This window comes from Streptococcus sp. CCH8-H5 (genome assembly GCF_001556505.1).
GTDB lineage: Bacteria > Bacillota > Bacilli > Lactobacillales > Streptococcaceae > Streptococcus.
The window spans coordinates 71,172-85,542 of sequence record NZ_LSIZ01000109.1; the positions used below are offsets into that span (position 1 = coordinate 71,172).

16 protein-coding genes are annotated in these 14,371 nt (G+C 38.7%); 15 read left to right on the plus strand and 1 reads right to left on the minus strand.

Going from position 1 to position 14,371, the window contains the following annotated elements; translation table 11 throughout:
* Positions 1 to 81 precede the first annotated feature (81 nt).
* The 5 genes from AX663_RS07675 to AX663_RS07695 all read left to right on the plus strand — a co-directional run bounded on the left by AX663_RS07675 (position 82) and on the right by AX663_RS07695 (position 5,083).
* Positions 82 to 639 carry an ECF transporter S component gene (locus tag AX663_RS07675; protein ID WP_049545714.1) on the plus strand — a complete coding sequence of 186 codons (558 nt, stop codon included), beginning with the start codon at positions 82 to 84 and terminating at the stop codon, positions 637 to 639.
* A 2-nt stretch (positions 640 to 641) separates the two neighbouring features.
* A complete protein-coding gene (locus tag AX663_RS07680) occupies positions 642 to 1,292 on the plus strand; it encodes a phosphatase PAP2 family protein (protein ID WP_049545715.1) in 651 nt (216 codons plus the stop codon).
* A 177-nt stretch (positions 1,293 to 1,469) separates the two neighbouring features.
* A complete protein-coding gene (locus tag AX663_RS07685) occupies positions 1,470 to 2,369 on the plus strand; it encodes a helix-turn-helix transcriptional regulator (RefSeq protein ID WP_049545716.1) in 900 nt (299 codons plus the stop codon).
* Positions 2,370 to 2,543: 174 nt separating this feature from the next.
* Positions 2,544 to 4,640 (plus strand): peptide cleavage/export ABC transporter, encoded by a 2,097-nt coding sequence (locus tag AX663_RS07690; RefSeq protein WP_049545717.1) that lies wholly within the window; start codon positions 2,544 to 2,546, stop codon positions 4,638 to 4,640.
* A 110-nt stretch (positions 4,641 to 4,750) separates the two neighbouring features.
* Positions 4,751 to 5,083, plus strand: a complete 333-nt coding sequence (locus AX663_RS07695) for a DUF805 domain-containing protein (protein WP_002886546.1) — start codon at positions 4,751 to 4,753, stop codon at positions 5,081 to 5,083.
* A gap of 51 nt (positions 5,084 to 5,134) precedes the next feature.
* On the opposite strand, the gene AX663_RS07700 is transcribed toward AX663_RS07695, so the two are convergent.
* Positions 5,135 to 6,529: a DUF4153 domain-containing protein gene (locus tag AX663_RS07700; protein WP_231724222.1), complete on the minus strand. Its 1,395-nt coding sequence runs from the start codon at positions 6,527 to 6,529 to the stop codon at positions 5,135 to 5,137.
* 403 nt (positions 6,530 to 6,932) lie between these two features.
* Here AX663_RS07700 and AX663_RS07705 point away from each other — a divergent pair, with 403 nt between their 5' ends.
* From AX663_RS07705 to AX663_RS07750, 10 genes are all read left to right on the plus strand, one after another.
* Positions 6,933 to 7,448: an AmiS/UreI family transporter gene (locus AX663_RS07705; protein ID WP_002886548.1), complete on the plus strand. Its 516-nt coding sequence runs from the start codon at positions 6,933 to 6,935 to the stop codon at positions 7,446 to 7,448.
* 24 nt (positions 7,449 to 7,472) lie between these two features.
* Positions 7,473 to 7,775: an urease subunit gamma gene (locus tag AX663_RS07710; RefSeq protein WP_002889924.1), complete on the plus strand. Its 303-nt coding sequence runs from the start codon at positions 7,473 to 7,475 to the stop codon at positions 7,773 to 7,775.
* A gap of 11 nt (positions 7,776 to 7,786) precedes the next feature.
* Positions 7,787 to 8,098: an urease subunit beta gene (locus AX663_RS07715; protein ID WP_002886559.1), complete on the plus strand. Its 312-nt coding sequence runs from the start codon at positions 7,787 to 7,789 to the stop codon at positions 8,096 to 8,098.
* A 15-nt stretch (positions 8,099 to 8,113) separates the two neighbouring features.
* The gene (ureC, locus tag AX663_RS07720; protein WP_002886560.1) at positions 8,114 to 9,832 is read left to right on the plus strand and encodes an urease subunit alpha; all 1,719 of its coding nucleotides are present in this window, start codon (positions 8,114 to 8,116) and stop codon (positions 9,830 to 9,832) included.
* 140 nt (positions 9,833 to 9,972) lie between these two features.
* Positions 9,973 to 10,425 carry an urease accessory protein UreE gene (gene ureE, locus AX663_RS07725; protein ID WP_002949549.1) on the plus strand — a complete coding sequence of 151 codons (453 nt, stop codon included), beginning with the start codon at positions 9,973 to 9,975 and terminating at the stop codon, positions 10,423 to 10,425.
* On the plus strand, positions 10,415 to 11,128 hold the full coding sequence (locus AX663_RS07730) for an urease accessory protein UreF (protein WP_002889927.1): 714 nt from the start codon (positions 10,415 to 10,417) through the stop codon (positions 11,126 to 11,128). Before ureE ends, AX663_RS07730 begins: the two co-directional genes overlap by 11 nt.
* Before the next feature lie 29 nt (positions 11,129 to 11,157).
* Complete coding sequence (gene ureG / locus AX663_RS07735; RefSeq protein WP_002889928.1) at positions 11,158 to 11,772, plus strand: urease accessory protein UreG; 615 nt, start codon at positions 11,158 to 11,160, stop codon at positions 11,770 to 11,772.
* 1 nt (position 11,773) lies between these two features.
* A complete protein-coding gene (locus tag AX663_RS07740; protein WP_060973159.1) occupies positions 11,774 to 12,613 on the plus strand; it encodes an urease accessory protein UreD in 840 nt (279 codons plus the stop codon).
* A 3-nt stretch (positions 12,614 to 12,616) separates the two neighbouring features.
* The gene (gene cbiM, locus AX663_RS07745) at positions 12,617 to 13,594 is read left to right on the plus strand and encodes a cobalt transporter CbiM (protein ID WP_060973160.1); all 978 of its coding nucleotides are present in this window, start codon (positions 12,617 to 12,619) and stop codon (positions 13,592 to 13,594) included.
* Entirely contained in the window at positions 13,591 to 14,370 is a 780-nt protein-coding gene (locus tag AX663_RS07750) for an energy-coupling factor transporter transmembrane component T (RefSeq protein ID WP_060973161.1), read from the plus strand. The genes cbiM and AX663_RS07750 overlap by 4 nt, the downstream gene beginning before the upstream one ends.
* Position 14,371 lies beyond the last annotated feature (1 nt).

Sequence of the window (14,371 nt, forward strand, 5' to 3'; positions counted from 1 at the left end):
CTTTTTGCGTAGGCTTTTTTTGGCATGGGCAAATCCATTGGGAACTTCTTTCAAATTGTTAAAATTTGGAGGAATTTTTTTATGACAAACACACGTAAATTGGCTTACATTGCCATTTTATCTGCAGTTTCATTCTTGTTGCTTTATTTTTCATTTCCATTGATTCCAGCAGCAGATTTTTTGAAGGTTGATTTTTCAATCCTTCCTGTTCTTATTGCCTTGGTCATCTTTGATTTTAAGAGTGCCATCGGTGTTCTCTTGCTTCGTTCATTGTTGAAGCTCTTGCTAAACAATGGTGGACCAGGATCAATGATTGGACTTCCTATGAATTTTGTTGCTCTAGGCGTCTTTGTTTGGGGCCTAAGCTATTTTTGGAAGAAAAATCAAACAAGCAAGAATTATATTCTTGGTTCTGTTTTAGGAACTGCTTTGCTTACAGTTGCTATGGTTATTCTTAACTATATTTATGCAGTACCACTCTATGCTAAATTTGCCAACTTTGATATTGCGCAATTTATAGGTCTCTATAAATACCTTTTCGCTATGGTAGTACCTTTCAATTTACTTGAAGGATTGATTTTTGCGCTAGTCTTTGCTTTGATTTATGCTCCACTTAAGTCTATTCTAGTAAAATTATAAATATGAAACACACACACACACATTATATTTATGCTTCTTTTGCCTTATTGTTATTTGTTGCTCTCGGTTATATGGTTAAGTTCTATCCTGAAGCCTTGACAGGATTTGATAGCAACATTCAAACTTGGGTTCGAGGAGGCTTACCAGCAGGATTGACACGCTTTTTTAAAACTATTACCATACTTGGGAATACGCCTGTACAGGCTATTATTGCAATCGTAGCAGTCATCTGGCTTTATCTACGTCAGTATAAATCAGAAGCTATCTTTGTGGGAGCCAGTGGGCTTCTCGCTAGTATCTTGATTGTAAGTTTGAAGTATATTTATCAGCGTCAGCGTCCATCAATTACGCATTTAGTGCATGCTAGTGGTTATTCTTTCCCTAGTGGTCATTCTTTGGGAACTTTTATGATTCTTGGAGCAATTGCCATTGTCCTTGCTCAGCGTTTGGAGAAAAAAGAATCTAAAATAGTAGTTTATGCTATTACTGGGCTTCTGATTTTCCTTGTTGGACTTTCGCGTATTTATGTAGGAGTTCATTATCCAACAGATGTTTTAGCTGGCTTTACCTTAGCCTTTGGTTTGCTTAATGCGATTTATCCAACTTATGACCGCATTCGCTTTGAATGGCGATTCCAAAGTAAACAGAAATAAAAAAACATGTAGTTTTGAACTGCATGTTTTTTGATACAAAGGAAGGTCTTTCCTATATAAAATGTATAAAAATAGCTTATTTTCACTATTGTTCTGTTAAAAATGCATTAATTGTATATTAATTATATTATAATTATGATATAATGTTTTTAAAATTTCGAAATAAAGGAGTGTCTCTTGAACATAAAAGACAGCATTGGACTAAGAATCAAAACTGAGCGTGAACGCCAGCAGATGTCACGTGAAGTGCTATGTTTAGATGGTGCGGAATTGACTGTTCGTCAGTTAATTCGCATTGAAAAAGGGGAGTCGCTCCCGTCTTTGGATAAATTATCTTATATTGCAAAACGTCTAGGAAAAAATATGACCGATTTATTGGATCATGATAATATCACTATCCCTGACGAATACTACGAGATGAAGAATCGTCTGATTAAGTTTCCAACGTATAGAAATCCAGAAAGAATAAAGGCTAAACTTGCCTTAATTGAGGAGGTCTATGAGAAATTCTTTGAACTTCTCCCAGAAGAAGAATTGTTAACTCTAGATATTTTGGAAAATATTTTGAGTTTTACTAGTTGGGAAGAGAGTCCTAAAGTTGAGGAGATATATGAAGACTTGTTTGAACAAGTCAAAAGGAAGAGGAAATTCTCAACTAACGATTTATTAGTTATTGACTACTATTTCTTCCATCTTTATGGAAGAAAACAGTATGATAAAAAACTTTTTGAAAGAATCGTAAAGAGAGTATTAAATCAGGAAATTTGGACAGATGATGTCTATAATATTGTTTTGTTTAATGATTTGATGGCTATCGCTGCTTTGAAGATTTTTCACAATTCCTTCTCAGACTTCTTAACAGTTGTGGATAAAGCCTTAGCTGTTATAGAAAAATCACAATTCTATAGCTATAAACCTAGTGTTTTTGTTCTCAAAGCCAAATATGAACTTCTTCATAAAGGAAACAAGAAAGAGGCTGCAGAAAATTACGATAAGGCCATAATGTTTGCTTCCGTTTTAGAAGACTCGGTACTAGAAGAAAGTATAAAGGCAGGTAAAGCGGCAGATGGTTTATAGAAATGGTGGTGACATAAATGTCACTACTTTTTTAATGGTTAAATGTTTACTATAGAAACATAAATAACAGTTAAAAGGAGTTTTATTTTGAAAAAACTAAAATTATTTACACTATTCTCACTACTTATCACTATCTTGCCTTATTTTGCAGGTTGTCTTTAATAAGGAGTCACCATGTCAAAATATCCATATATTTCACAGGTTGATCAGCGTGATTGTGGTGTCGCTGCCTTGGCCATGATTCTTAAACACTATGGTTCATCTTATAGTTTAGCTTATTTGCGAGAGTTGGCTCAGACTTCTCGTGAAGGTACTTCTGCGCTCGGTTTGGTGGAAGCGGCCAAGCAGTTGGGTCTTGAAACTCAGGCTATTCGTGCGGATTTAGACTTGTTTAAACAAGAAAACCTATCTTATCCTTTTATTGTACATGTGGTTAAAGAAGGTGGGCTGCAGCATTATTATACGGTGTTTGGTCAAATCAAGGAGCAGCTTGTTATTGGTGATCCAGATCCTAGCAAGAAGGTCATTAAAATGCCCTTAGAGGAATTTGCCAAAGAGTGGACGGGAGTTGCTCTCTTTTTTGTTCCAGGAGAAACCTACACTAAATACAAAGAAGACGTGCCGGGGCTTCTTTCATTTTTACCAATTTTGTTTCGTCGTAAGGGATTGATTGCAGTCATTGTCTTGCTGAGTTTTCTAGTGACCCTTGTTAATATTATTGGTTCTTATTATTTGCAAGCTATTATCGACCGCTTGATTCCTCAGGGGGCATATAATCTTCTGACCATGATTTCGCTAGGCTTATGTATCTCTTATCTTGCTCAACAAGTTTTTACTTTTTTCAAAGATTATCTTCTACATCGATTGGGTAATTACCTGTCCATTGCTGTCATTCTTCCTTATATCAAGCATGTCCTTTCCCTGCCTATTAGTTTCTTTAGTTCACGTCGTACTGGTGAAATCACGTCACGTTTTGGAGATGCCAACACCATTATCGATGCTCTAGCTTCAACGATTTTATCGATTTTCCTAGATGTGACCATTGTGATGACTCTAGCTGTGGCTCTTATTGTACAAAATCAGTCACTTTTTTTGATGACTCTCACGGTAGTTCCTCTTTATGTTTTAATCATTGTGGCATTCTATAAGCTTTTTGAGAAAGAAAATTATCAATTGATGGAGGCAAATAGTCAGGTCAATACCGCTGTTATTGATGATTTGCGAGGTATTGAAACCTTAAAATCCTTGAGGGTTGAGGAAAGACGTTATCGGGAAATTGAGGTGAAATTCCATGACTATTTGAAGAAGTCTTTGTCTAAGGCCAAGTGGCAATTAACGCAGGATGGGTTAAAGACAGGGATTCAGTTAGTTTCTAATGTCTTTATTCTCTGGTATGGGGCACAATTGGTCATGGAAGGGCAACTATCTGCAGGTCAGTTGATTACCTATAATATGTTGCTCAATTATTTTACAACTCCTTTAATTAATATTATCAATCTCCAATCCAAAATTCAGCAAGCCAAAGTCGCCAATAATCGTCTTCAAGAAGTTTATGTTGTGGACAAGGAAGAAAAAGGAAAACTTAAAGAGTTATCTTTTAAACAACTTGCTTTTAAAGGAGTCAGTCACCGTTTTAGCTACCAACAAGAGACTCTTAGTAAGATTGATTTAACGATTCATAAGGGTGAGAAAATCGCCCTCATGGGTAAAAGTGGATCTGGAAAAACGACCTTAGCTAAAATGTTGTCAGGTTATTATACGAAATCTAGTGGTCATGTAACCCTAGATAAAGATGCTATTAGCCATGCGGAGTTGCGTCAAATGGTGACTTACGTTCCCCAGCAGACCTATGTGTTTACGGGGACCATTTTAGAGAATCTTCTATTAGGATTTGAAGGAGAAGTTGACGAGAAAAAGCTTCTTAAAGTTTGCCAACAAGCTGATATCTTAGAGGATATTCAAAAAATGCCACTAGGCTTTCAGACCCAAGTATCTGAAGATGGAGGTCTGTCTGGCGGTCAAAAACAACGCTTGGCTATAGCGAGGGCTCTCTTGTCCAAACAGCCTATCTTAATTTTTGACGAAGCTACCAGTGGTCTCGATAGTGATACTGAAACCAGGGTCATGGCTAATCTTGCTAAGATTAAACGAACAATGATTTTTATTGCTCACCGCAATAGTGTACGTCAACATGTCAGTCGTGTAGTGACCATGGTGAGTGGCCAGATTGAGTCAGACAGTGCTAATTTCAATCCATTCCAGTTTATTTAAAATAATCTTCCTATTATATATGTAGATAACTTAAGAAGTCTAAATTTTCACATCTTGCACCTATCTTATTAATATAGTATACTGGTAGTAGACTATTAAGAGGTGTAAACATGTTAGAGGCATATAAAAATTTTTGGTTAGGCTATCTCGATTTTTATGGTCGTACAAAACGATCAGACTATTGGTGGGTTGTCTTGATTAATGGAATTATCGGTAGTTTGATTTTCCTACTGATGGACTTACTTGGGGAAACAAGAGCTGCTGGCTTTACATTGACAGCTTTCATTCTATTTATAGCAGCAACTGCGCTTCCTACCATTTCTATGCAGATTCGTCGTCTACGTGATGCCAATTTCAATGTTGCTTGGATTGTATTAAAAGCGACACCACTACTAGTAGTACTTTGGGTGATGTATGCCTTTCCTACAAGAGATTCAAAATAATTCCAATATAAAAAGGGTGAAACTAGTTAATCTAGTTCCACTCTTTTTTTCTTATAAAATAAAGCTACCTAAGAGGCTAACGAGGGTGAAGCTGATAGTTGCATAAAATACAGCGAGACGGGTCGCTTGGATAGGTTTATAAAGTCTAATAAGTGTTAGGACACACCAAATAAAGAGTACTGTGACAAACCAACCTGACAGTAAGCGACGTGGCGTTACACCATAGAGTGCTATATAAACGCCAAAGAGTTTCCAGCCGGCGATAAGGGCAAAGAGGCTAGCAAAAGTAAAGAGTAGGGTACTCAACAAACGAAGCCCCTTGTGGGTGAAGAAGTTTTCTTTAGAAAAAATGTAAAGTCCAGCTAGGATTCCCAAGTTAAGGGTAGAGACTCGAACTAATTGCCAGAAGCCCTGAACAGCAATATGTGAGGCTTGATGGGCTGGAATGTTGACTTGGTTGAGAGAAAGGAGTTCTCCCATTTGACTAGTGGCAGTTATTATGAATAGGGCATAAGTGAGGCAGAGGCTTCCGAGTACGATATAAGCTGCTACTTTTGGAAACTGACGGGTTGTTTTAAGACGGCCTTCAAATCGTTTTTGACTAAGTGGCTTTTCTTTTGCCAAATAGGTTGCAATGAGTTGAGCAAAAAGTCCTAGAGCCAGAGGGATACTGGTTATTAAACGAGAGAACAATAATCCGTTATCCTTGAAGGTGATAGTGAAATCAAGTAGAGTAGCAAGTGTATCGAAGAACTGTTGCCAAAGTTGTCCGAAAGCAGGCAAGACCTGACTAAGCTGACTAGCAGCGAATACAGTCAGTATCAAGGCAATCATGATACTAATGAGAATCATCCATTTGTGGTTCTGAACTGCGTGCTTTTCTTCTTCAGAAAGCTCTTGTTTAGGTGCTGTTTTATAGAGTAGTGTCCAGGCTCCGATAAAGAAATATTTCAGTGGGAAGATGCAGCTAGTGTATATGAGGTCTAGCCAAACCATAATTCCCAAACGGTCTTGACTACTTTGTCCAGTACGTGCCATTAAGTAAAGGAGGATACTCGCATGAAGGCAAAGAATCTGAGCGCTCCCCCAGTTGTCGTGCAGACCCCAAAGACTAATTTGTAAACCTTGTAGTAGACTAGTGACCATAAACATTGCCGATTCAAGTCGCATTCCCTTTGCTTTTCCACCTAATAGACGACAGCCCAGTTCAATCGTACTTATCAAGACAAGGGTTGCTGGAAAGGCAAAGGAAAAATGGGTCAAGTAAGTGACATATAGGAAGCAGGCCACGAGACAGGCGACAATCAGTCCCTTAATTTTCCAAATGTCTTTTGGTGAAAAATATTCCAAGAGTTTCTTGGTTCTGGTTTGAAGACTAGTCTTTTCGTCGGAATATTCCTGGGAGACTAGCTGTAAATTAGTAGTATAGTTATTTGTTTCCATCATAATTCTCCTTTTGGATGTTAGTCCAAAAAAGACTTTATCATAAAAAATGTTCGATTTTGTCACCTAACTGTAAAATTACTAAAAATAGGTCTATGGACTTAGGTCTGGAGAATGAGTTGCAAAAATAGGCGAGAAAAAAATATTATGCTTACATTGAATGATAGATTGTACGGGCTATATTGTCAGAAACTGTCAAATGCTAAAGATAGTTTTTTAGAGATTAACTGTTTGTTTATCTGGGATTGAGCAAAGGACTTCTATCGAGGATCACTAAAGGTGATGTCATTTTTTGACACTATATGTTAGATTGACTACCATCTAAATGTTGCAAAATTTCTGAAAATTCGTTGACATGTGTTTTCAAAGTAGTATGATATTAACATAAAAAACTTAGGAGGTTCTTATGTTAGGTGTCATCCTACTCTATGTTGGTATGGTTTTGATGAGTAATGGACTCCATCGTTTAGAGGGTATTCCTGATAAATCAAATGTTGTCATGAATATCTTTACGGGTGGTCTGGGTTTGATTCTCAACATTATTGTCATTGCTTACGGAGCTTGTACAGGGCAAGGCGCTGAATGGTTTTATGGTAGCGCTACTGGTCTTTTATTTGCTTTCACCTATCTTTACTCAGCGATCAATACGATTTTCGATTTTGATCAACGTTTGTATGGGTGGTTTAGTTTATTTGTGGCAATTAATACGCTACCAGCAGGGATTCTTTGCTTAACATCTGGATACGGTGGTAATGCTTGGTATGGTATTATTTGGTTCTTGTGGGGTATCCTATGGCTAACTGCCTTTATTGAAATTAATCTTAAGAAGAATCTAGGAAAATTTGTCCCTTACCTAGCTATTTTTGAAGGAATTGTAACAGCTTGGATTCCAGGGCTTTTGATGCTTTGGGGCAAGTGGTAAGCATTGATTTAAGGAGGAAAAACGATGCAATTGACAATGCGCGAGCAGGAAAAAATGATGATTAGCCTTGCGGCTATGATTGCTCAACGACGTAAAGACAAAGGAATCAAATTGAATCATCCAGAAACAGTTGCTTTAATCACTGACTATGTGCTTGAAGGTGCAAGAGAAGGTAAAACTGTTGCCCAACTGATGGATGAAGCTCGCAATCTCTTAACACGTGAAGATGTTATGGAAGGTATTGCAGAAATGATTCCAATGATTCAAGTTGAAGCTACTTTTACGGACAGTACAAAACTGGTTACTGTTCATGATCCTATTCAGTAAGGAGAAGTGTAATGATTCCAGGTGAATACCATGTGGCGAGTGAGCCAATTGATTATAACGGTGGTTACGAAGCCATTAGTCTTGAAGTGAAAAATGTGGGTGACCGTGCTGCTCAAGTGGGTTCTCACTACCATTTTTATGAAGCAAACGAAGCTGGTCTTCAATTTGATCGTGAAAAGGCGCGAGGCAAACGTCTAGATATTCCAGCAGGTACAGCCATTCGTTTTGAGCCAGGTGAAACGAAAACAGTACAACTTATTGACTTTGGAGGGAAACGTCGTATTTTTGGCTTCAATAACAAGGTCAATGGTTTCTTAGACTAGAAAGAGGACAAATCGATGAGTTTTAAAATGGATCGTGAAGAGTATGCTCAACACTATGGACCAACTGTAGGGGATAGCGTACGTCTTGGAGATACCAATCTTTTTGCAGCCATTGAAAAAGACTTTACTGTTTATGGACAGGAATCTAAGTTCGGTGGCGGTAAAGTTTTGCGTGATGGTATGGGTGTTAGTGCTACGGAAACACGTGACAATCCATCAGTTGTTGATACCATTATTACAGGTGCAACCATCATTGACTATACAGGTATTATTAAAGCAGATATCGGTATTCGTGATGGTAAGATTGTTGCTATTGGTCGCGGTGGTAACCCAGATACAATGGACAATGTGGACTTTGTTGTGGGTGCTAGTACAGAAGCCATTGCTGCAGAAGGTTTGATTGTGACTGCAGGTGGTATTGACCTCCACGTACATTATATTTCTGCTGACCTTCCTGAATTTGGTTTGGATAATGGAATTACGACCCTCTTTGGTGGTGGTACTGGTCCCGCCGACGGTAGTAATGCAACAACATGTACACCAGGTAAATTTCATATTACTCGTATGTTGCAAGCTGTTGATGATATGCCTGCTAACTTTGGTTTCCTTGCCAAAGGTGTTGGTTCTGAGACTGAAGTGGTTGAAGAGCAAATTAAAGCTGGTGCAGCAGGAATTAAGACACACGAGGACTGGGGTGCGACTTATGCAGGAATTGATAATTCCCTTAAAGTTGCGGATAAATACGATGTTTCTTTTGCGGTCCACACCGACTCTTTGAATGAGGGTGGATTTATGGAAAATACTTTGGAATCTTTCCAAGGTCGTACCGTTCATACCTTCCATACCGAAGGTTCTGGTGGTGGGCACGCTCCAGATATTATGGTCTTTGCAGGTAAGGAAAATATTTTGCCATCATCAACTAACCCAACTAACCCATATACTACAAATGCTATTGGTGAGTTGTTAGATATGGTTATGGTTTGTCACCACTTGGATCCAAAAATCCCAGAAGACGTATCCTTTGCCGAATCACGTGTTCGTAAACAAACTGTGGCTGCAGAAGATGTTCTTCACGATATGGGAGCCCTTAGTATCATGACTTCAGATGCCATGGCAATGGGACGTGTCGGTGAAGTAGCAATGCGTTGTTGGCAACTAGCTGATAAGATGAAGGCTCAGCGTGGTCCACTTGAAGGGGATTCAGAGTTTAACGATAATAACCGTATTAAACGTTACGTGGCTAAATATACAATTAACCCTGCCATCACCAATGGTATTGCAGACTATATCGGTTCTGTAGAAGTTGGTAAATTTGCAGATTTGGTTATCTGGGAACCAGCACAATTTGGTGCAAAACCTAAGTTGGTGCTTAAGGGTGGTATGTTAACTTATGGTGTTATGGGTGACGCTGGTTCAAGTCTTCCAACACCTCAACCACGTATCATGCGTAAATTATATGGTGCTTACGGTCAAGCGGTTCATGAAACAAATCTTACATTTGTCTCTCAATATGCTTATGATCACGGTATCAAAGAAGAAATTGGTTTGAATAAGATTGTTCTTCCTGTTAAGAATACACGTAACTTGACTAAGCGTGATATGAAGCTTAATGACTACGCTCCAAAAACAATCCGTATCGATCCACAGACCTTTGATGTCTTTATTGATGATGAGTTGGTTACTTGTGAGCCAATCCATACGACATCATTGTCTCAACGTTATTTCTTGTTCTAAGGAAAACGCTATATACATGAGGCTGGAATTCTTCCTCCAACCTCTTTTGTATTTTACAGCCATAACGTTTTTAGTACTTTATTAGGTTGCTATATGAGTCTGATGCTAGACTTTTAAAATGTAATAGAAAAGGAAAAAGTATGATTTTTACAAAAGTAGATGCTCTTGTTAAGGATATCGATGTGGACAAATACCATATTGAAACAGTCATTCTTTCGAGTGACGATCTTAACAAAAAAATTATTCGAGTGAAGAGTGATCATGGGAATGAATTTGGTATTCGTCTTGATAAGGGACAAAAATTGCAAAATGGCTCTGCCTTTTTTATCGATGATCACCATGTTCTAGCTATTGGTGTTGAGTCACAGGATTTGATTGTCATCTCACCTAAAGATATGGATGAAATGGGAATCACAGCTCACATTCTTGGGAATACTCATAAACCAATTGAGGTGAAAGATGCCAAGATTTATTTAGAGGTTGACCCAGTAGTAGAGCAAGTCTTGACTCAAAAAGAGATTGCCTACACGATTGAAGAAGTGGTCCTTGATAAACCCCTACGCCATGTGAATTTAACTGCCCATGAACATTAATCCCTTTGCTAATGTGTCTTTGCAAGATTATCTTGAAATTGTGCAAATTGTCGATTCAACCTTTCCAATTGGATCATTTAACCACTCATTTGGGATGGAAAATTATCTACGTGAAGACACTGTAACAGATGATAAAGGTTACGAAGAGTGGCAAGAAGCCTATTTAGCTAGTCAGTTTAAATATGGTGAAGGTCTTGTAATCAAACTGGTTTATGATGCTATGGTTACAGATAACATAGAGCAGGTTTGGCATTATGATAAGGTCTTGACAGTTTCGACGCAAGCGCGTGAAACAAGACAGGGAACTAAGATGATTGCTAAGCAAATGCTTCGACTCATTCAAAGGCTTCATGCTATTCCGGTATTGGATGACTATCAGTCTAAAATACGTAAGGGTGTGGTCTTCGGCAATCCAGCTATTGTCTTTGCGCTCTATGTGTTTAACAAGGGCTTGGGATGTAATGAAGCCATAGCACTTTATGGCTATAGTGTGATTTCGACGATGGTTCAAAATGCTGTGCGTGCCATTCCCCTTGGACAGTTTGCTGGACAGGAGATTGTTTTACGTAGCTTTTCACAATTAGAAAAAATGACACAAGAAATTCAAGAATTGGATGCGTCCTACCTTGGGGCCAATACGCCTGGTCTTGAATTAGCTCAGATGAAACATGAAACACAGGTATTCCGCCTATTCATGTCCTAAAATATCAACAAGGTTGAGAGGAAAAAACAATGACAAAACGTACTGTAATTATTGGAGTTGGTGGACCTGTTGGTTCAGGTAAAACCCTTTTGCTTGAGCGTCTTACACGACGTATGTCCGACTTAAATTTAGCAGTTATTACTAACGATATCTATACAAAAGAAGATGCCCTTTTCTTAGCTAAAAATTCAAGCTTAGACGAAGACCGTATCATTGGTGTAGAAACTGGTGGATGTCCTCATACTGCGATTCGTGAGGATGCCTCTATGAACTTTGAAGCGATTGAAACTCTTCAAGAGCGCTTTAACCATGATTTGGATGTTATTTTCCTTGAAAGTGGAGGAGACAACTTGGCTGCAACCTTCAGCCCTGATTTGGTTGATTTTACCATTTATATTATTGACGTTGCTCAGGGTGAAAAAATCCCACGTAAGGCTGGTCAAGGGATGATTAAGAGTGATTTGTTCTTGATTAATAAGACTGATCTTGCACCTTATGTTGGAGCCAACCTAGACCGTATGCGTGAAGATACCCTTCATTTCCGTAACGAAGATTCTTTCATTTTCACAAATTTGAATAATGATGACAATGTTAAGGAAGTGGAAGAATGGATTCGTAAGAATTTCCTACTAGAGGACTTGTAAGATGACACAAGCATATGATGGCTTTGTCCATCTTGGATTTTCAAATCGAAATGGTCGTACAATTTCCCACAAGAAATACCAAGAAGGCAACTCTCGAGTATCGGCAGATAATTCAGATGCCAATGGCGTTCCTTACTATTTCCTAATTAATATGGGTGGGGGCTTTGTCGAGGGTGAGCAGTATCAAGTGATCATTGATGTTAATAAAGATGCTCATGCCTTGGTGACCACTCAGACACCTACTTATGTTTACAAGTGTGAGAAAGGACAGTTGACACAACAGAATACGTCTATCACACTTGAAGAAAATAGTTATTTGGAGTACATGGCTGATGAAGTTATTCCCTATTTAAAATCACGCTATTTCCAAACAAGTCGTATTGATATGGATAAGTCTGCTCACTTGATTTATTCAGATGGTGTAACGGCAGGTTGGTCTCATGAGGATCTACCGTTTCAATACCATTGTTTTCGTAATTTGACACAGATTTACCAAGATAATGAGCTTGTTTATAGCGATCAGACTCTCTTAGAACCTCAGAAACAAGATATGTTTAAACTTGGTTATTTTGAAGGCTGGCGTAATTACAATAGTTTGGTAATGGTGTCACCAAATATTGACGAGACTTTTGTTAAGGCTTTGCAGAAGCACTTAGAAGACCTGAATTTAGAGTCTGATTTTGCTATTTCATCCTTAGATATTCCAGGTCTAGTGTTACGTATCTTAGGAAAAACTGCTGAGGATAATCGTCGCGTCATTTATGCCTGTGCAGACTATTTTAGACAAGAAATACATGGATTAACCCCTTTGAATTTGAGAAAAAATGATATGAGGAGATAAAAAATGCATATTCCTGAAAATTACTTAAGTCCTACGACTTGTGCGGCAATGGGAGCAGTTATGTTGCCTATTTGGTATAAGGCTGTCAAGGAAGTAAAGGTTAAAGTTGATACGGATAAAAAAACGATTCCTATGTTGGGAATCGGGACTTCCTTGTCCTTCCTCATCATGATGTTTAATCTTCCAGCCCCCGGTGGAACGAGTGCCCATGCTGTCGGAGCAGTGCTAATTGCTATATTGTTAGGACCTTGGGCCTCCTGCTTAGCAGTTAGTGTGGCCCTGGCTATGCAGGCTTTGCTCTTTGGTGATGGTGGAATCTTGGCCTTTGGTGCTAATGCCTTTTGTATGGCCGTTGTTATGCCTTTTGTAGGTTATGCTGTTTATAAACTCTTGAATAAGTGGACAAAGAACAGGATAATTGCTAGCTTTTTTGGAGGTTATATTGGGATTGTAGCTGCAGCCCTGACTGTTGCAGTTTTACTAGGAATTCAGCCTATTCTCTTTAAAGATGGCAGTGGTAATCCGCTTTACAATCCATACCCTTTGAGAGTGACACTTCCAGTAATGGGCTTGACTCACCTGCTTATCGGCCTGGTAGAAGGATTTTTCACAGCCGGTGTTCAAGAATTCATTGAACGTTTGAATATTGATAATACTCAGGAAATAACGACTAAGAAACTACGTCCTTTATTGCTCTTTATCTTAGCCTTAATTATCCTAACGCCACTTGGTTTATTGGCGACGGGAACAGCCTTTGCAGAATGGGATGTCAAAGAGTTGGTAGAAAAATTGTCTCATTACCATGTGGAAGCCCAAGCGCCAAAAGGAATGTTGAATGGTTTTTCATTCAATGCCCTCTTCCCAGATTATAGTATCGCAGGCATTCCAGAAGTTTTGGGTTATATCCTGAGCGCTGCCTCTGCTGTTTTGATTTTCTTCATCCTCTATCGCTTGATTTTCGGTAGAAAGGTTGAAAAATGATTCTGCCAGATTGGATGTCGGAAGAGCGCCCAGTAGTCACTAAAGTCGGTAGAAATAACTTTCTTATCCGGAATCGTCACCATCTGGAAGCTCTTCTTCAAAAGTTTGAAACGCATCCTTTAAAAGTAGCATCAGTCTTTCATCCAACAGCTAAGGTTTTACTTCTCTTTTTCTTACTTGTTTCAGTGGGAATTAGCCGAAATCTCACAGTTTTGTGGATTTTAGCCTTGTTTTTAGGAGCTGGCGTGGCTTTTTTACCGCATTCTGTTTTAGTAAGAACTTTGAAAAAAACTGTAGTGTTGTTGATTTTCCCTCTCGTTCTTTATCTACCGCATCTCTTACTTAGCGGAGGTCAATCGCTCTTTCTTTTTAGACTTCCTTTGATTGCCGTAGCCATTGCTTATTATTCAGAGACAAGTACAATAAGTGAGATGCTAGTGGCATTAAAAGGGTTGCATTTTCCTGATCTTGTTCTGCTCCAGTTAGATATCACCATAAAATATATCGATGTCTTTGGAAAACAATTAATGGATTTGCTCAAAGGGATTGAAGCACGAAGCTTTGGCGGCAACCATCGTTTCCGGATTGGAAGTAATATCTGGGGAATTTTATACCTTAAAGCTATACGCTATGGTGAGGAACTGACTCAAGCCATGGAAGCACGTTGCTTTGTTGGTGAGTATGTCAAGTCATCACAGTCATTCACATGGAAGGACTGGCTGGCCTTGATAGGTCTAGTAGCAATGATTTTAGGACAGATTCTGTTAGGAGGATGAG